The 19438-nt window shown below is 37.1% G+C and carries 16 protein-coding genes and 1 pseudogene; 11 read left to right on the top strand and 6 right to left on the bottom strand.

The window, feature by feature from the left end; translation table 11 throughout:
• Window positions 1-22: 22 nt before the first annotated feature.
• From ACFWE9_RS19775 to ACFWE9_RS19760, 4 genes are all read right to left on the bottom strand, one after another.
• On the bottom strand, window positions 23-982 hold the full coding sequence (locus ACFWE9_RS19775; protein WP_230157656.1) for an amidase domain-containing protein: 960 nt from the start codon (window positions 980-982) through the stop codon (window positions 23-25).
• 911 nt (window positions 983-1893) lie between these two features.
• Window positions 1894-2679: a membrane protein insertase YidC gene (gene yidC, locus ACFWE9_RS19770; RefSeq protein WP_377358352.1), complete on the bottom strand. Its 786-nt coding sequence runs from the start codon at window positions 2677-2679 to the stop codon at window positions 1894-1896.
• 27 nt (window positions 2680-2706) lie between these two features.
• Entirely contained in the window at window positions 2707-2994 is a 288-nt protein-coding gene (locus ACFWE9_RS19765) for a hypothetical protein (protein WP_377358350.1), read from the bottom strand.
• 299 nt (window positions 2995-3293) lie between these two features.
• The gene (locus ACFWE9_RS19760) at window positions 3294-4118 is read right to left on the bottom strand and encodes a glycerophosphodiester phosphodiesterase (RefSeq protein WP_377358348.1); all 825 of its coding nucleotides are present in this window, start codon (window positions 4116-4118) and stop codon (window positions 3294-3296) included.
• 244 nt (window positions 4119-4362) lie between these two features.
• On the opposite strand from ACFWE9_RS19760, the gene ACFWE9_RS19755 reads away from it, so the two are divergent.
• Window positions 4363-5679 carry an MFS transporter gene (locus tag ACFWE9_RS19755; RefSeq protein ID WP_377358346.1) on the top strand — a complete coding sequence of 439 codons (1317 nt, stop codon included), beginning with the start codon at window positions 4363-4365 and terminating at the stop codon, window positions 5677-5679.
• A 56-nt stretch (window positions 5680-5735) separates the two neighbouring features.
• Here the strand turns inward: ACFWE9_RS19755 and ACFWE9_RS19750 are convergent, their stop codons facing one another.
• Window positions 5736-6152, bottom strand: a complete 417-nt coding sequence (locus ACFWE9_RS19750) for an organic hydroperoxide resistance protein (protein ID WP_290370563.1) — start codon at window positions 6150-6152, stop codon at window positions 5736-5738.
• 194 nt (window positions 6153-6346) lie between these two features.
• Here ACFWE9_RS19750 and ACFWE9_RS19745 point away from each other — a divergent pair, with 194 nt between their 5' ends.
• Genes ACFWE9_RS19745 through ACFWE9_RS19735 form a run of 3 tightly spaced genes read left to right on the top strand, consistent with a single transcriptional unit; the run spans window position 6347 to window position 9541 of the window.
• Window positions 6347-6709, top strand: coding sequence for a GntR family transcriptional regulator (locus ACFWE9_RS19745; RefSeq protein ID WP_230157642.1), 363 nt, complete (start codon window positions 6347-6349; stop codon window positions 6707-6709).
• Complete coding sequence (locus ACFWE9_RS19740) at window positions 6706-7605, top strand: ABC transporter ATP-binding protein (protein ID WP_377358344.1); 900 nt, start codon at window positions 6706-6708, stop codon at window positions 7603-7605. The genes ACFWE9_RS19745 and ACFWE9_RS19740 overlap by 4 nt, the downstream gene beginning before the upstream one ends.
• Window positions 7580-9541, top strand: a complete 1962-nt coding sequence (locus ACFWE9_RS19735; protein WP_230157638.1) for a DUF6449 domain-containing protein — start codon at window positions 7580-7582, stop codon at window positions 9539-9541. The genes ACFWE9_RS19740 and ACFWE9_RS19735 overlap by 26 nt, the downstream gene beginning before the upstream one ends.
• A gap of 116 nt (window positions 9542-9657) precedes the next feature.
• Here the strand turns inward: ACFWE9_RS19735 and ACFWE9_RS19730 are convergent, their stop codons facing one another.
• Entirely contained in the window at window positions 9658-9861 is a 204-nt protein-coding gene (locus ACFWE9_RS19730; protein ID WP_230157636.1) for a cold-shock protein, read from the bottom strand.
• 449 nt (window positions 9862-10310) lie between these two features.
• Between ACFWE9_RS19730 and ACFWE9_RS19725 the strand changes: the two genes are divergently transcribed.
• The 7 genes and pseudogenes from ACFWE9_RS19725 to ACFWE9_RS19695 all read left to right on the top strand — a co-directional run.
• On the top strand, window positions 10311-10454 hold the full coding sequence (locus ACFWE9_RS19725) for a hypothetical protein (protein ID WP_230157634.1): 144 nt from the start codon (window positions 10311-10313) through the stop codon (window positions 10452-10454).
• Between the two features lie 312 nt (window positions 10455-10766).
• Window positions 10767-12341 (top strand): peptide chain release factor 3, encoded by a 1575-nt coding sequence (locus ACFWE9_RS19720; protein ID WP_230157632.1) that lies wholly within the window; start codon window positions 10767-10769, stop codon window positions 12339-12341.
• Window positions 12342-13563: 1222 nt separating this feature from the next.
• Entirely contained in the window at window positions 13564-15165 is a 1602-nt protein-coding gene (dcuS, locus tag ACFWE9_RS19715; RefSeq protein WP_377358341.1) for a DcuS/MalK family sensor histidine kinase, read from the top strand.
• Entirely contained in the window at window positions 15162-15869 is a 708-nt protein-coding gene (locus ACFWE9_RS19710; RefSeq protein WP_377358339.1) for a response regulator, read from the top strand. The genes dcuS and ACFWE9_RS19710 overlap by 4 nt, the downstream gene beginning before the upstream one ends.
• Window positions 15870-16164: 295 nt before the next feature.
• Entirely contained in the window at window positions 16165-17859 is a 1695-nt protein-coding gene (locus tag ACFWE9_RS19705; RefSeq protein ID WP_230157626.1) for an NAD-dependent malic enzyme, read from the top strand.
• A 121-nt stretch (window positions 17860-17980) separates the two neighbouring features.
• Window positions 17981-18928, top strand: coding sequence for an AEC family transporter (locus ACFWE9_RS19700; RefSeq protein ID WP_230157624.1), 948 nt, complete (start codon window positions 17981-17983; stop codon window positions 18926-18928).
• A 323-nt stretch (window positions 18929-19251) separates the two neighbouring features.
• Window positions 19252-19438: pseudogene (locus ACFWE9_RS19695) on the top strand (peptide chain release factor 3); the annotation flags it as partial.

Here is a 19438-nt window from a genome sequence, read left to right as displayed (position 1 = left end):
TAATAATAATTAGCCTCCTTTATTACATTTTCACAATGCGATATGATGAATACCCTGTTATAGCATTGAAACTCCTATTCCAATAATTACTAGTATGACCTGAAAGTAAAAGATTGGATGATTGTTTTTCATAAATCCACATTGCATGAGAGTAACGGTCTGCCCCAGATTTCTTAAATTGTATCACATCTCCAGATTTCGCATTCTTAATTATGGAAGATTTACTCGTACTACTATATCCAACTTGTGTTCTAACTAGGTGAGAATACAAATCAGTTACAACCGTCCAAGATGTACTTCTACTAAAAGTATTATCTGGACGTTTCATTATAAACCAAGACTTAGTATCTGAAACTAAAGTTGCAGTAGTGGTTCCTACCTTTTTTCTCCCGCCTGCAAATAAAATTTGAGAAACAAAGTTCGTACAATCATTACTGTATTTAGGATAACTAGTATTATAACTTGAATAATACTTTTTAGCGTATGATCTGGCATTGGTCAGATTGATTGTTCCTGTCGCCGTGGGTACAATGCTTATTATTTTTTCTAGTTCTTTAACTGCTTCTTCTTGTTGTATTTCGTCTTTCATTTCCCCTAACGTTGTATCCTTTACTTCATCACTTAATTCAAAAGTAGCTGTATCAATTGTGTTATCTAGACCTTGATCGTAATTTTGAGTTTCTTCTAGAGTCAACCTATGAAGGTATTCTGCAAAATAAGCACAAATTAACTGGTAATCTTCACGGTTGGCTAACTCTTTATCTGAATCATTGTTCATTTGTTCAACTACAAAGTTAATATACTCTTCAGTTCCAACTTCAAGGTTATACCCTTTTTCATTCAGATAATCCACTAAAATAGTTTCAACTTCTCCGAAAGTATAATCATTTCTTACTTTTTCAGTAGCTGAAGCTGAGTCCTGATAAAGGAAAAAACCAATAAATAATGTAAATGAAAACATGTAAAAAGCAATTTTTTTCAAAAAAGCATCTCCTCGCAAATGAATTTTTTTACAGTACATCATTATTAATAGTTTTTCAACGTACCTCCTTTACGGTGAGTAACTACATTTTTTTTTGGTACTTTTAACCTTACTCTTCGTATATTATTCGATTTTTTTGTATAAAATCCTTCTTTATTCCTACGTTAAATCTGTTTATTTGTATGAATCCCTTCTTTTTACTCAAAGGTCTAATGTTTTTGTCTAAGACCTTTGGTTTATTAGGTGCTTTTATGAAATCGGTTAAATTGAAAAAAATTGATGAAGCAAAGAGGACTTACTTCAATAAGGACAAGAAATTAAATTGTAAAAAAATCAAAATTAGTAAATAATCATAAAAGTTAAAATAAACAAAGAGATTCAATAAAGATAAGGAGTTATTGAAAATATGATGTGGCGCTTACTTAGACAAGGAGTTGGGGGGATTTTCAAGTAAACTGAAGTTTTATTATCAACAAAAGCCACCAGACAACCGTTTTAATCATTTGATCAGAAAGCATTTATCAGTCATTATATTTACCTAATTTAGTAGACATCTACCGATTAAGAGAAATAGTACACTAATAACCATAATGAGAATAATATGAATGAAATATGCTCGTGTTTCTTTATAAACGATTTTCTTTTTTAAATTTCCGCTTATGCGCACTGGCGTTCACATGTGTGGAATCAAAAAATACATGCTCTGCACTTATCGGTTTTTTCGGGGAAAGTAGGCAAAAGGAGTTCTATCTAACTGTAAAAACAGAGTTGGTGGAACGGAAGGTATAAGACTCCAGCAGAAAGTGAGTGCCTGGTGTGGAAATTAACGGTCAAATTTAAAACCCAAAAAAAACTGTAGACAAAACTCCATTATTATCGAGTTTGTCTACAGTCTAAAGCTAATCCAAGGATTAGCTTTTTTTCAAAACCGTTTCATTCCCAGCAGGGACATTGGCGTGGTCTTTTTTATATACTCGTTGCAGTACGATGGACTGAGCAATCATGAACAATCCTCCAATTGACCAATACAGTGGCAATGCAGCGGGAGCGGAGAAAGAAATGAATAAAATCATTGCTGGTGAGAGCAGGCTCATCAGCTTCATTTGTTTCTGCTGTTCTTCCGGCATTTGTCTCATGGAAATGACCGATTGGAAATAATAGATGACACCAGCAATAATCGCCATGGCGATATTCGGCTGGCCAAGGCTGAACCAAAGAAAACTATGTGTCGCAATTTCATGGGACCCTTGAATCGCATAATAAAAGCCCATTAAAATCGGCATTTGTATTAAAAGGGGCAGACAGCCCATATTTAGTGGGTTGACTCCATGTTTTTGGTAAAGCTGCATCATTTCCTGTTGTAGGGCCTTTTGTTTAGCTGGATCTTTCGTTTCTTTAATTTTTTGCTGGATTGCTGCCATTTCCGGTTTCAGCCCATTCATCTTCGTTTTCATGCTGAGCTGTGTTTTATATTGCTTTGCAGTCAGTGGAAGTAAGACAAGACGGATGAAAAAGGTCATCATAATGATGCTTAAACCATAGTTACCATTAAATAAATCTGCATTGAATTCGAGCAATTTTGTCATAGGGTTAACCAATGCAGTGTGAAATGGGCCGCTAGTAGCTGCGGAGCATCCTGTCAAAAGGGTTGTTGCTAGAAATAGTACGGTCATTAGAAACATGTTTTTCTTCTTCAAAATAATTCCTCCTCGAATTGTTAATGATTAAACAACTAGAAGGAGGTTTGGCTCATCAGGATCATCGGGTGCATCCTTTTTCCTAATAAATGTGAAAAAGCGCTGTGCACCGCGCCAGTCAAAAATGCTGCCTGCATGAACAGGGGATTTACTTTTATCTGAATGAACGGAAGCTTGATGTCTATCGTTCAAGAGTGATTGATTTTTATTTAAGAAGTATAACGCAGCCAGTGGAAAGACAAAGGTAAATAAATAACCTGCCAATACCGCATGGCGAACGGTTTGATAATCGAACTCTAATAATAATTCCCACATAGGAATCCCTCGTTTTTTCTAAGATTAGAAAATTTAGTTCGGTTGGCCTCTGAATAATAAAACAGTTAGGGCCTGGATAACTTTCGATCTTACTGAACTTAAATCATTAAGAACACTATATCAGATTCTAATGTAAGAAAGCTAAAAAATATAGGGATATTTTCAAAAAATACACAGGTAATATTTTCTGATAGAAGAATTTGATGCTAAAAGTGCATATAGAATCAAGCTTCAAGTACTACGAGCTAAAGTGCACACATGTAAAAAAAAGCATTGTTTTTGCTTCTAATTCAAGAGTTTCAATCCAAAAGATAATCAGGGTAATCAGAAACGATGCCATCTAACTTCATCTTCTTGAACTTGCGCATTTGTTTTTTATTGTTGACGGTCCATGTATATACTTTCATTCCGTGCTCTTGGATTCGCATTTGCAGCTTTGTATTCAAAATCGTATGTTTAGGATTCAAAAATGAAGCAAACTCTGCTATTTCTTTTAATTTTTGGTCAGTAATACGCCGCTTTATCAAAACCCCTACTTGGATGTCAGGCATTAGTTGATGGAACCTTTTCATGGATTCCATATCGAACGAATGAACCATGATCCTATTATTATTTGATGGGTACTCGTGGAATTTTCTTAATTCTTCTGCAAGTTTCTTTTCAATGCCGGGATAAAAAGAAGGATGTTTTATTTCGATCAAGATTCCAACTTCTGACCGGAAATTTTCCAATACCTCACTTAGTAAAGGAATCCTTTCGTTTTTAAAACGAGTGTGATACCAACTTCCAGCATCCAATTCCTTTAATTCGGCCGCTGTGTAATCACGGAGGTTCCCTTTACTGTTTGTCGTCCGATCCAGCGTAGGATCATGATGGACTACAAGTACACCATCTTTACTAAGGTGTATATCCACTTCCAGGAAGTCTGCTCCCAATTCAACTGCTTTATTATAAGATGCCATTGTATTCTCTGGGCAATATCCGGATGCACCTCGATGTCCAATTTTGAGGGGGGGATGTTGCTTAATGATGAAGTCCTCAGGGGAATCACGCTTCGTTCTATTAATGTAAAGAATGAACAAGCCAAGGATGATTACCAAGATAATAAGAAAAAATGTGATCACCTTTTCACACTCCTTTTAGACACATGATTGGAAACTCTTCGATATCCTATACTCTAACTTAAACGAAATAAAAAAAGTTTGTACTTTAACATCCTCACTTCATAATTTTACATGTTAGGCTGGGAAAAATCATGTTTTGATTCCTGTTTCAAGGAAATGCGGTTATCCATTTTCAGACTTAAAAGGATTTATTGGAAAGGTATGGAATACTTATAAATTAAGTATCAATAAGGGGGGAAAGCAGATGGAATTGCAAGTGAAACCTAAGTCTAAAAAGTGGAAGGGGAATCTTGGATTATATTTTTCCCTGCCCATTCTTTCTTGGGCCTTTTACGATTTTGCCAACACGATTTTTTCTTCTAATATCAATACGATTTTCTTTCCGTTTTTCCTCCAGGAACAGATTGGGGAAAATGCTGTCCTTGATCAGATTGCGAGCACCTTCATTTCTTACGCGAATGCAATTGCCAGTTTGTTTCTAGTTTTGTTTTCCCCACTTTTTGGGGTGATGATCGATCGAACGGGAAAAATGAAAAAACACATCATGATTTTCACACTCATTTCCGTTGCATGCACATTTACAATGGGGATTTTTGGGGGATTTTCCTTCGATGGGAAATTTCTTGGCATTCCCATTTCGTTAGCGGTCGTCATTCTTTTATTTGTGATTGCTAAGTTTTTCTATCATTCAAGTCTTGTTTTCTATGATGCGATGATGAGTGATCTGGGAACGAAACAGCAATTGCCGCTTATTTCTGGGTTTGGGGTGGCTGTCGGTTATCTAGGAACGTTAGTAGGGCTGTCCATCTATCCATTTATAAGTAAAGGGAGTTCACATGAAGCCTTTATGCCAACAGCCATTTTATTTCTGGTTTTTTCCCTTCCCTTATTCTTTTTTTTAAAAGAGACTCCAAAACAGCAAAAAGCAAAAGAACCTTTTATTTCAGGTTATAAGGAAATTATGACAACATTTAAAGAGATGCAATCCTATCGATTGGTATTTACATTCATGATTGCATATTTCTTTCTAAACGACGCAATTGCGACCACGATTGGCATGATGGCCGTTTATGCCAAGACTGTTGTTGGATTTTCTTCAAGCGGATTCATTTTGCTTTATTTGGTATCGACAGTATCAAGTATTGTCGGATCGTTTCTGTTTGGATACATCACTCAGTCAAAGGGACCGCGGCTCGCTGTGACTTATGTGGGCATTCTCCTCTTAGTCGCTTTATTTGTAGCGGTATTTGCACAAACTGCTCTTTGGTTCTGGGTTGCGGGTAGTATGTTCGGCATTTCGCTTGGTTCGATGTGGGTGACATCAAGGACCTATATCATTGAATTGACTCCAAAGGAGAAGAGGGGACAGTTTTTTGGGCTATTTGCATTCTCTGGCAAAGTTTCTTCAATAATCGGCCCTCTTTTGTATGGAACGATTACGCTGATTTTCCATGACCTGGGTACATTGGCGAGCAGGATGGCATTAGGGTCATTGATCATCCTGGCGGTAATAGGACTGGGCTTTCTTTTGAAATTGAAAAAGTTGGAAGAAGTGAAATGAAAAAAAGGGAATGGAGCAAAGCCTAATGCCGGGTCCATTCCCTTTCATTTTAATCCTTATACCAAATTTAAGGTGACGTCAATATTCCCACGAGTTGCTTTTGAATAGGGGCAGACCATGTGAGCCTTTTTGACAAAGTCTTCGGCTTCTTCCTTGCTTAGGTCAGGAATCGAAACATCCAATCTCACAGCCAGTTTAAAGCCGCCGTCTTCCTCATCTTTACCAATTGTGACATTTGCCGTCACGGATGTATCAACTTTTTTCTTTTCTTTTTGCAGAACAAGATTCAAGGCACTGTCAAAGCAGGCCGCATAACCGGCTGCAAATAACTGTTCAGGGTTTGTTGCACTCTCGCCGGAACCACCTAACTCCTTCGGTGACCTTACATCGAAATCCAGGATTCCGTCCTCTGACTTAACATGTCCTTCACGACCACCGTGTACGGTGACTGTAGCTGTATATAATGGTTTCAATGAAAACAACTCCTTTGTCTATTCTTGTTATCATTAGTTCCCCACTGTAAGTCTGATTAAACAAAATGAAAGAGAGTTTATGGAGGTTTTGCTTAAAAGTATTGTTTGAAAATGGTTTTAAATTGGAAAAATTTGCTTTATAATGAACTGTATTAAGAAGAATAATACACCCATTATATAGGGGGAGGTCGATTATGTTTGAGTTGGATGTAGAAAATAGTAAACCCATATATGAGCAACTGATGGATAAGTTTAAGGAACTAATGATTAATGACGTTTTACAGGAACATAATCAGCTTCCATCCATTCGAATATTGGCTCGGGAATTGACTATCAATCCAAATACAATCCAAAAGGCATACAAACAACTTGAATCTGACGGGTATATTTATACCTTACCAGGCAAAGGTAATTTCGTTGCCCCTCCTACATCTTTGAAAAATTCATTAGAAGAAAAGATTAGAAACGATCTTGAAAAGGTTTTTGCTGAAGCTCTGTATATCGGAATCGATAAACATGAAATTTATAGACTATTAGAAAAGGGGGGAGATTCATGATTGATATAAAACAGGTGAGTAAACTATATGAAGGAAAAGAAGCTATCAAGAACGTCACCTTGGTCATACAAAAGGGCTCCATATTCGGCTTGTTAGGTTCGAATGGGGCAGGGAAAACGACCCTATTAAAGATGCTTTCAGGTAATTTGATTCAAGATGCCGGTGAAGTTCTTATTGATCGATCACATGTGTTTGAAAACCGTGAAGTGAAAAATCGTTGTTTCTTCCTGCCTGATACGCCTTATTTCTTGGCTAACTATACGATTTTGCAGATGGCGGATTTTTACAGCCAGGTTTATAGTCATTGGAATCAAGAACGTTTCTATCAATTACAGGAAGTATTCCCGATACCCTTACAATACAAAATACATAAACTATCAAAGGGGATGCAGAGACAGGTTGCTTTTTGGCTCGCTCTCTCGACGATGCCGGAAGTTTTGATCCTAGATGAACCTTTTGACGGGTTAGATCCGGTCATGCGTAAAAGTGTGAGACAGTTGTTGATTCAGGATGTTGCTGAACGGGATATGACGATTTTGATTTCGTCCCATAATCTCCGGGAAATTGAAGATTTAGCCGATCATGTAGGCATATTGCATAAAGGGCAGCTTGTTATCCAAAAGGATTTGGACGATTTAAAAGCGGATGTACACAAAGTGCAGATTGCATTTAAACATAAAATTCCCTATGGGCTATACCGCGGAATTCAAATTCTTAACAAGGAAAGACGTGGCAGCGTGATCGTTTGCATTGTGAAAGGTAAGGAATCCTTGATTAAATCGCACTTTAATCAGTTTCAGCCAGAAATATTCGATATTCTCCCCCTTACTTTAGAGGAGATATTCATTTATGAAATGGGGGATATAGGTTATGTCATCCAGAATAACCTCGTTTAATAAAGAACTGATTATCTATATTTTCAGAAGCACAGGCTGGATTGGTTTCCTATATTTCATCGGCCTCATATTTGCTCTGCCTCTGGAGATGTTAACGATCATTTTGAATGAGAATAATGAATATGTGAAATTAGAAAACCTTTTTTCCAGTCAGCAGATGATTCAATTTGTCTTGGTCATTGTTATTCCAGTATTACTTGCCATCTTTCTTTTTCGATTTTTACAGATAAAACAAGCCTCAGATTTTATTCATAGTTTACCGATTACTAGACGCAACATTTATTTTCATATGATTGGGACGGGGATTGGCTTCATCGTTTTGCCTATTTTACTTACAGGCTCAATATTGATGTTGTTCCACTCGGCAATAGATATAGAAAGGCTTTATACCATGGCGGATATTTGGTCATGGATGGGAATTACATTCATTTTGGAAGCTATTATCTTTTCTGTTGCCGTATTAATTGGAATGGTGACGGGATTATCTGCATTGCAAGGCTTGCTGACCTATGTTTTTCTTGCACTTCCGGTGGGTTTATTTATATTGATTACAGCCAATGTGAAGCTTTTGTTAGCAGGGTTTTCTGCAGATTATTATCTAAGTGGCAATATGAAAGGCATTTCACCCTTATTAGCTGCAACTGAGATGGAGAAAATTTCATTTTTATCGGTTAATACATTAATCTACGCTGTATTGACCTTGCTCTTTTTACTTATTTCTCTTTTTCTATATGAGAGGAGAAAGTTGGAGCATGTATCGCAAGCATTTGTTTTTCCAAAGATTAAGCCATTATTTAAATTCGGCCTGACCGTATGCATGATGCTGTTTACAGGCTTTTATTTTAGCGAAACGACAGGGAAACTCGGATGGATTTTATTCGGATATGCCGTCGGTTCTTTGCTTGGGTATTACTTAGGGGAAATCGTCTTGCAAAAGACATGGCGAATAAGCTTCAATCTGAGAGGCTATGTAACATTTACGGTTGTGGTTATCGTGCTGGCGCTCATTTTAAAAATAGACCCCATTCGGTTTAAGTCCAAGATTCCTGAGGAGAAAATGATAAGCCAAATTTATATTGGCAATGCTCCTTTGTTTATTGATGATGAAACAACGGATATTGCACCCACATTTCTTAAAGATAAGGAAAATATAGAAGCGATCAGGTTACTGCATCAGCAAATTATCGAAAAGGGAAAAAAGGTTTCGATTGGTGAATTGGATGACGGACAATCCGTATTTCTAATGTATGAACTCAAGAATGGAAAAAGGTTAGCAAGAGAGTATCATCTGCATAACTACGACTCATACTTGCAGCTATTGGCGAAAATTTATGAGTCCAGTGAATATAAAAAAACGGTGAATGAGCTATTGAATGTGTCAGCCAATGACGTTTCGCAAATCACGATAACCGCGAGCGGACAAGTGGACAAATCCGTATCGATTACGGATGGTCATCAGCTACAAGAAGCCGTGCAGGCATTGTCGGAGGATCTGTATAATCAGTCGTTGGCTCAAATGACAAATCCTTTTGGTGATTATGCCTCTATTGACATTCTTTTGAATAATAACAAAAGCATTAATTTGAATTGGGATTCTTCTTATTCTCGGTTTTCAAAATGGATGGAACAAACCGGGCAAGCCGAAGAAGCGCGGTTAATGGCTGACGATATCGATTATATTCTTGTGGTAAAAACCAATCCGCAAATTTATAATTCGATTTCTGAAAGTGAACTTGTACAACAGATTGAACAGCATCGGAATCGCTTGAAAATCAACACGGCTTCGGAAATCGAAACGGCCATTGATCATGCTCAAATCAATTGGGACGGAGAGTACGCAGCTGCTTTTTATTATAAAGATAGCAGAGGTGTGGATATCAAGAGCTTTTCTAGCGACCAGGTTCCCGGCTTTATTTTGGATCATTTTAGCGAATGAGAGGGAAGGGGAAACCCTTGATAGAGCAAATTTTTTTGATGAGTCCATAAAATATAAAGGATGCCACCGAAGTTGGTGGCATCCTTTATCAGTGCATATGTTTGTGTGTCTATACTTTATAGTTTTACGACGTTTTTAGCTTGAGGTCCGCGGTTTCCTTCTTCGATTTCAAATTCAACCTCTTGACCTTCATCAAGTGTCTTGAAACCCTCTCCCTGAATGGCGGAAAAATGTACGAATACATCGTCTTCGTTTGGTACTTCAATAAATCCAAATCCTTTGTCACTATTAAACCACTTTACTTTACCTGATACTGTCATTCTATGAATCCTCCTAAAAAATAAAAAAATATTAATGGTGATGATTTTCCTTTTTTTGGAAAAATCAATTTCACACATTATCAAGAACCCTCATTCAATTTGAAATTATCATACGAAGATGCTTGATAATATGTGAATGCTTACTGGATTCACATACAAAATACATATGTTTTATCTCTGGTCGAATTTCCAATTTTTTAGTATATACCCACCTTTATAAAGGATAAAACAAATGGAAGTAATTAATACATTTCCATTTGGTGATATAATATTAGGGAGGTTTTATGATGGGAAGGATAACGGCCATGATGAATATGATTTTCCTATAAGGAAAATTCGACCGGGGTTTTTCATGTTTAAAGGTAAAAGTGATGTTCAAATCATAAAAACAATTTGATATTAAAGTTTTTAGGGGAAATAATCGGGTATAGGTATGAAAGAAAGGACTGATGAATAATGAAGAAACTCTTAAAAAGGGCCGTCATTTTTGCCGCTCCCATCATTTTCAAAGAAGTAAAGAAGCGCTGGAAAAACAAACGAAATCAAAAAGCAATGAAAACAGCAAGATAGACCGTGAAATCATGAAAAAATGAACGATAATTATATGGATCGGGATAAGGGGCGCTGATGAGGCGTCTTTTGTTTTGTTCGCCGACCAAATCCTCTTACTGTGATTCATTCACCTCTACATCTTTCCTTCATATCGTGTTAAAATAGTAAGGTTGATTGAAATGAATGCCGAGTAGCCAAGGCCAAAGCCTTATGATATATTTCTTCTTACATATATTGTGTATGATCAGGAATTTTGCATACAAAGAAAGGTTGACATTCCAATGTAAAAATACAATTTACCCTCCAATAAATTTTAAATAAATTGATTACTTCAATAACGAAAGGAACATTTTATGACTACATTAAAAGACGAGGTTCAATCCCGACGGACCTTCGCAATCATCTCTCACCCGGATGCCGGGAAAACGACTCTGACAGAAAAATTATTGCTCTTTGGTGGCGCGATTCGTGATGCCGGAACGGTTAAAGCAAGAAAAACAGGGAAGTATGCAACTAGTGACTGGATGGAGATTGAAAAGCAACGGGGAATTTCCGTGACGTCTTCGGTCATGCAATTTGATTATGATGATTTCCGTGTTAATATTCTCGATACACCTGGTCACCAAGACTTCAGTGAGGACACATATCGTACGCTTATGGCTGTTGATAGCGCCGTGATGATCATCGATTCGGCAAAAGGGATTGAGGATCAGACGGTTAAATTATTCAAAGTTTGCCGGATGAGGGGTATCCCGATTTTCACGTTTGTCAACAAAATGGACCGACAAGGTAAAGCGCCGCTCGAATTACTTGCCGAACTTGAAGAAGTATTAGGAATTGAAACATACCCAATGAACTGGCCAATTGGTATGGGAAAAGACTTCGTGGGCATTTACGATAGGTTCAATAATCGGATTGAACAGTTCAAGACGGACGGTGATGAGCGTTTCCTTCCTTTGAATGAAGACGGTGAACTCGAAGCGGAACATAAACTTAAAGATTCCCAGTTGTATGAGCAAACTCTGGAAGAAATCATGCTATTGACGGAAGCAGGCAATCAATTCTCAGAAGAAAACATTGCGAACGGTACACTTAGTCCCGTATTTTTCGGAAGTGCATTAACGACATTCGGTGTTCAGACGTTTTTGGATGCTTATCTGCAATTTGCACCAGCTCCACAAGCCCGGATGACAACATCAGGTGAAATGAGTCCTGTCAGTAATGATTTTTCTGGCTTCATTTTCAAGATCCAAGCGAATATGAACCCAAAACACCGTGATCGGATTGCTTTCCTTCGAATCTGCTCCGGTAAATTCGAGCGTGGAATGAGCGTCAACTTGAGCAGGACAGGTAAACCAATCAACCTTTCTTCTTCCACCCAATTCATGGCTGATGATCGGAATACCGTAAACGAAGCAGTAAGCGGAGATATCATCGGTTTATATGATACAGGGAACTACCAAATTGGTGACACGATTACGACAAGCAAAGACTTGTTTCAGTTTGAAAAGCTGCCTCAGTTCACTCCGGAACTATTCATGAGGGTAACAGCCAAAAACGTCATGAAACAAAAACATTTCCATAAAGGAATTAACCAACTTGTACAAGAAGGGGCAATTCAGCTCTTCAAAACGGTTCGGATGGAAGAATATCTGCTTGGTGCAGTTGGGCAACTTCAATTTGAAGTATTCGAGCATCGAATGAGGAATGAGTACAATGTTGAAGTCTTGATGGAGCGTATGGGCAGTAAAATCACACGCTGGGCTGAAGATGAAAAGCTTGATGAGAATCTTCATAGCTCAAGAAGCATTCTTGTTAAAGACCGGTTTGATAAATATGCATTCTTATTTGAAAATGAGTTTGCACTTCGTTGGTTCCAGGATAAAAATCCTGACGTTGAATTATATAATCCAATGGATTTGAAATAATGGAGAAGCCCGTGTGATGCACACGGGCTTTTTCATTATGCATTGTTTAAGTATCGAAAGGTGTGGAATGAAAAGACCTTACAAAATCATGTGGAATATACTGCCAATGGGGAAAGCCGCAAATTTGGAAAGAAGATAAAAAATCAATCGGGCTTCGACTTATCCTGTTAAATCAAAATCACTTAGGCGGAGTATCGGTTTGGTACATTGGATCAGAAACCCCTGACATTTGGGATGTATATCAATTTAATCAATAGTTTAACTGAAAAACTTCGGATAGTGGAGGTTGTTCAGCTTGTAGAATAAGGTCCCTTTTAGGGTCTAAATCTGCAAGCTTTTTTTGTATAATCAAAAATAACAGATTCCAGATAAAAGTAATATAAACAATAAAGACTGATGTTATAAATACATAAGTAGGATTTGCATGTTTTTTCGATTTATAGGTTTCAATTGCCCCGCATCCGCACTGATGTCTACAATTACTGAACCCTATTTCATAATCATTAACATATCTCTAGCAATTAAATGATCTTTTCTATGTTTAGGTCATTTTACACAATTGATGACTAAGTCTAAATATCGAGTACTTAATTACTTAATACTTTGTTGATTTGAAATCTGTTGAAAATGCGGGTATTTTAATCATTGCCCCCTGTTTTAAACATGTCGATTTTAGATAAACGGAAACAGGGAGATAGAAGATGTTAGACTGCTGTATTTTTGAAAATTAAATAGTAACTAATTGGAAAGGTTAAATAAGAAAATCGTAGTAACTTTTAGCAGTGTAAGAATTGCTGGGATATTTCGCTAAACTTCTTATGAACTGTATCATACTAATAGAAAACTTGTGGCTTTAACCCTGGTGCAGGAGGAGTTTAGCAAAATAACTTATATTGATCTACCGAGGTATGTAGGGGATAAGATGTGAAAGGAGAATAATGACGGTGCGAGTAAGATTTTGGAATTTATTTCCAAGCCTACGAAGGTATAGTCTGTTTTAATATTTGGAAAATATTGCAGATGAATCAGTATTTTTAAGGATACCATGGGCAAATGGTTAGGTTATATATATATTATCTCAATTGATTTAAATCACTTGGCTATCTTTTTGGAACTTGATTAAGTACCGAATAATTGTGTGATGTAAGCAAAATGAACATACTTAACAAAAAGTATCATCCTTAAAGTTAATAGAGTTTTTAGACCAAAGAGGTGTGTAGCAGTGAAAAAAGGGAAATGGAGTCTACAGTTTACTATTATGATACTGGTGTGTGGGGTAGTAGCCCTATCATTATTTATTACAGATATTCTTATTAGCCAAACAGTAGCGGATACAATAGAGAAGAGCCAGACTGAAAAAGCAGTAAACGTAGCACGCATGGCAGCACAAACGCCGCTTGTAATCGAAGCGTTAAGTGGAAGTGGGAACAATCAGGAAGTTCAGCAATTTACCAATAGGATAAAAAAATCGACAGATGTAGAATTTGTAGTAATAATCGATAATAATGGAATCCGGAAAACTCACCCCGATCCAAGTAAAATAGGAAAAAAATTTGTTGGAGGGGATGAGAAAGATGTATTAAAAGGTAGAGAGCACATATCTATTTCCAAAGGAACTTTAGGCAGGTCTTTGCGTTCTTTCACCCCTGTTTATGATTCAGAGAATAATCAAATTGGAGCCGTGGTGGTCGGTATTTCTCTTCAAAAAGTTAATGATGCTGTATTAAAAAGCCGTTTAAATATTTATGTAGGAACAGTTTTTGGAATATTAACCGGAATTGCCGGCGCAATACTTTTGGCAAGGTATATTAAGAAAATATTATTTGGGCTGGAACCTTTTGCTATTGCGAAGGTTTTAAAAGAGCGAAACGCCATTTTACAATCAGTTCGGGAGGGAATTATAGCGGTAGATCAGAGTTCAACCATTACTCTCGTAAACAAAGCAGCTTTAAAGATATTTAAAAAAGCGGGCATTAATGAAAATCCAACGGGTAAAAAGGTAACTAGTTACATGCCTGACTCAAACCTGGATAGAATCCTGGAGACCGGTAAGGTCGAATTAGATAAAGAGCAGGATTTAAAAGGTAGTGTCTTACTAGTGAATAGGGTACCAGTATTTGTGAAGGATGAAATCGTAGGTGCCGTGGCTACATTTCGTGATAAAACAGAAATACATCTGCTGGCGGAACAGCTGACTGGAGTCCGTTTATATGCTGAATCGTTAAGGGCCCAGTCGCACGAATTCATGAACAAACTTCATGTAATACTTGGTATGGTGCATATGCATTATTATGATCAGCTTGCGGCATATATTAGTGATCTTGTTGACCACAGAGAAAACGAGATTGGCTTTATTACCAAAACCGTTAAAGATCCAGTACTAGCCGGTTTTTTAATTGGAAAACTAAGTTATGCCAGGGAAGCAGGTGCTAAGCTGGCATTATCCTCTGACTTTCAATTGCCAGAACCAGAAAATGCTTCTATTACTCATGAGCTAATTACGATAATAGGAAATTTGATTGACAATGCTATAGAAGCAGTGGAAAAAAGGCCCGTTAAACGAATTGAATTAAAGTTTGATTATGCAGATGATATTTTAACTATTGAAGTTCATGATACTGGACAGGGAATATCTGATGCCAATCTTAATCATATCCTTCTAAAAGGATTTACAACAAAAGGAGAGGACAGGGGGATTGGTTTATATTTGGTTAAGGCAAGCCTGGATAAGCTAGGTGGAGATCTCGATATTAGTTCAAAAGAAGGTCAAGAAACAACGTTTGTGGTTTATATACCATACAAAAGCAAGGATGATGTAGGATGATTAAGGTAATGATCGTAGAAGATGACCCGATGGTTGCAGAGTTCAATAAGCGCTATTTGAATCAAGTCGATGGCTACGAATTAGCTGCTGTCTGTTCCTCAGTGGATCAAGCTCTGAATGTATTGGAAAATCAAAGAATAGGGTTAGTTCTATTAGACATTTTCATGCCTGGGAAAAATGGACTCGATTTACTCTCACAAATTCGAGAAAGTGAAAAAGAGATAGATGTTATTGTCATTTCTGCTGCGTCGGACATTGAGAGGATTCAGAAAGCATTAAGACTAGGTGCTGTTGATTATTTAATTAAGCCGTTTGAATTTGAGCGTTTTAACGCGGCCTTATCAGCATATCGGAACAAATCAGCTTTTATTCAAGATAAAAATATGCTAAATCAAGAAGAATTGGATTATCGAATATTGCATCAAGAAGAAAATCATTTACCAGAGGAATTACCGAAAGGATTGGCTCAAGATACCTTAAAGATTATATGGAATGTGATACTGGTATTTAAAAATGCTCCCTTTTCAACAGAGGAAGTCGTAAATGTGGCGGGTATATCCAGGGTATCAGTAAGGAAATATTTAAAATTCATGAAGGATATCGGGGTCCTTGATGTTAAGGTGATTTATGGAACGGTAGGCCGACCAGTCTCCCAACACAAATTTAATGATGACAAGAGCCATATTATTCAACGTTATCTGTAAGCAGCCAAATGGCTGCTTACTTTTTTTAATTACATAATACTAAAATTAGTTAAATAAGCTAGTGTCCCCCGTAAATGACTACTAAGATATAGACTGGCGATTGAGTTATTTATAAATTTTTCACAAGATTGAACAAAAAAGCAGTAATGAGGAAATATTTACGTTTTTATGTGCTGTATATTTATTTTCCTTTTTCAGTTTTCTTTTAGTAATTACACTTCCCCAGGGAAGAATATACTCTATTGCCTGGTAATGATCATTTTTAAATATACATTTTTAGGAAGAGGGTACGTCTATGACAGCTTATGATAAGACAAAAAAGGGATTGGAAACAACTTTAAGAGGAAAAGGTATTCTGTCAAACCCTTTTATTAATAAAGGGGTTGCTTTCACTAAGGAAGAAAGAAATGAACTAGGATTGGTAGGCTTGCTGCCATCCCAGGTGCTTACTCTTGAGGAACAAGTAAAAAGAGCTTATGAACAATTCTCCACTCAACATAGCGATATTCGGAAGAATGGAATGTTATATGATTTATTTAATAGGAATGTGGTCCTGTTTTACCGCCTACTTAAAGACCATCTAAGTGAAATACTTCCGATCATTTACACACCTACTGTAGGAGAGGCTATTCAACAGTACTCCCAAGAATATCACCGTCCAGGAGGTCTATACCTATCTATTGATAATTTGGAGGGAATGGAAGATGCATTTAAAAACCTGGACCTTTCATCTGATGATATCGATTTAATAGTTGTTACAGATTCTGAAAGTATTCTCGGAATCGGAGATCAGGGAGTTGGTGGAATTAACATAGCCATTGGTAAATTGGCAGTCTACACGGCAGCTGCGGGAATTGATCCAAGCAGGGTGCTACCTATTGTCCTGGATGTTGGGACTGACAATGAAAGCCTGATTAGTGATCCACTGTATATTGGTAACAGGTTTGGGCGTGTTCGCGGTGATGAATACACCGAATTCATTGATTTATTTGTTGAAAATTCTCAAGCCTTCTTCCCAAGGGTATTACTACACTGGGAAGACTTTGGAAATATAAATGCACGAAATATAATCGATAATTATGGCGAAAAGATCCTCACTTTTAATGATGATATACAAGGTACAGGTGCAGTAACACTAGCCGCCGTAAAGTCTGCATTACAAGTAACTGGTGTTCCTTTAAATGAACAAAGAGTTGTTGTTTTCGGTCCAGGTGCAGCAGGAATCGGTAATGCTGATCAGATGGTTGAAGCCATGATCCTTGATGGTATTTCCAGAGAAGAGGCATATGGTCACTTTTGGGCCGTCGATTATCGTGGCTTGTTGATAGATGACATTCCGGATGTTTTGAAATTCCAAAAGTCGTATTGCCGGAAAGCTGAAGAAGTCGAGGAATGGGCTCGGAATGAAGCCGGAATTATCCCATTATTAGAGGTAATAAAAAAGGTTAAACCAACCATCTTAATCGGCACTTCTGGTCAAACTGGGGCTTTCTCAGAAGAAGTTGTAAAAGAAATGGCAAAGCACGTGGAACATCCTATTATTATGCCGATGTCAAATCCGACTCCCTTAGCGGAAGCTGTTCCTGAAGACCTTATAAAGTGGACTCAAGGTAAAGCCTTAATAGCGACAGGAAGCCCGTTTGATGATGTTGACTATAATGGTGTGATTTATACAATCGGACAATCTAATAATGCATATATTTTCCCAGGACTTGGTCTTGGTGCAATTGTCGCAGAAGCAACAATAATCTCTAAGGGCATGCTTGCAGCAGCCTCATCTGCTGTTTCAAGATTATCGGATAGCAGTAAGCATGGTGCTTCTTTACTCCCTTCAATCAAACAATTGCAAGAGGTTTCTAAATCTGTAGCCATTGAAGTGGCAAAGACAGCCATTGAAGAAGGAATTGCGAAAGCGGATATAACAGATATTGAAAAAGCGATAACAGAATCCATGTGGAAGCCGGAGTACAAAACTATTCATGGCAAATAAAGCCAGCTAGTTTTGTTGTCTCAAATGAAAGGGGATCCGTTTTAGGGGAACCTCCGTATAAGTCAGCCTTAGTAGAATCTTTTAAATTGGACAATTTTTTGGAAAGAGAAGTGCATCTCGAGTGAATATTGGGAATATATTTTTAACATTAATACCAATCTTTTTTACAATTATTATTGGTTATTTGGGTGGCTATTTTAAAGTTTTTAATTCAGAATCATCCAAAGGGCTTAATACGTTAGTTACAAAATTTGCATTACCTGCACACTTATTCATTGGGATCACAACAACCTCAAAACAAACCTTAATTAATCAATGGTCATTTTTCTTAACTATGACCATAGGTGTTATTGGCTTTTACATTATCCTTTTAATAGTGGCTCGTTTGGTGTTTAAATACGATTTAACTAAAGCATCTATGTTTTCATTAAACGCAACTCAGCCAGCCTTTGCTTTTATGGGGATATCTGTATTAGGCAGCTTGTTTGGGGCGCAAGAGATAGCTATACCTATTGCGATTACCGGTATTGTGGTGAATGCCCTTCTGGATCCATTAGCAACAATAGTTGGTACGGTCGGACAATCCAGATTGGGTAAATCTAAAGATGAAAAAACAAACATTATGGGTATCGTTTTGCATGGTCTTAGCGAACCGCTTGCATGTATTCCCTTACTTGCTGTTGTATTGACACTATTAGGGTTCCAGGCACCGGATATCATAAAAAATGCGCTCGATCAAATTGGGTCAGTGACATCTGGGGTTGCATTATTTGCTGTAGGTGTAACCGTGGGTATCCGTAAGATTAGCTTACGACCAATTGCTTTTGGTATTTCCATTTTAAAAGTTGTAGCTATTCCATTATTTATGATTCTGGTTGCTCATCTTATTGGCCTTGATCATGCAGATACAATTAAAGCTATTTTGCTAGTATCATTTCCAGGATCTGCTGTAGCAGCCATGATTTCAACTAGATTTGATTCGTTATCAACTGAAACAGCATCTTCATTTGTAATTAGTACCATTCTATCTTTAATTACATTACCTATCTATATATCCTTGTTAATGTAGCCTTCTAAGTATCCATCCTTCTTGGATGGATACTTTTCAACGGAAGTTTGTGAAATGCTTAACAAACTTATTGTATAACATTAACCTTTTTTTGAAAAGAGGAGATGTTGGCTATTTTTATTTAAGGCAATGTTAAAGGTAAATTAAATAGATAGATAGTTTTTTTTGGATGGCGTTTGAATAAAGGTGGAAGCCCAGGAAAATGCGTCGCAAAAAGTATCAATTGTAAAAATCGCTATTAATCAAAATAAGATTATAATAAAAGGGTTTGTGTAATTACACATACGAATGTAGCAGTTGATGAAATTTAAAATCTAAATCTAGAATATCTGCTTGGTGCAGTTGGGCAACTTCAATTTGAAGTATTCGAGCATCGAATGAGGAATGAGTACAATGTTGAAGTCTTGATGGAGCATATGGGCAGTAAAATCACACGCTGGGCTGAAGATGAAAAGCTTGATGAGAATCTTCATAGCTCAAGAAGCATTCTTGTTAAAGACCGGTTTGATA

It is taken from the genome of Peribacillus sp. NPDC060253, from assembly GCF_042727425.1.
Lineage (GTDB): Bacteria > Bacillota > Bacilli > Bacillales > DSM-1321 > Peribacillus.
This window is presented reverse-complemented; position numbering and strand designations above follow the sequence as displayed.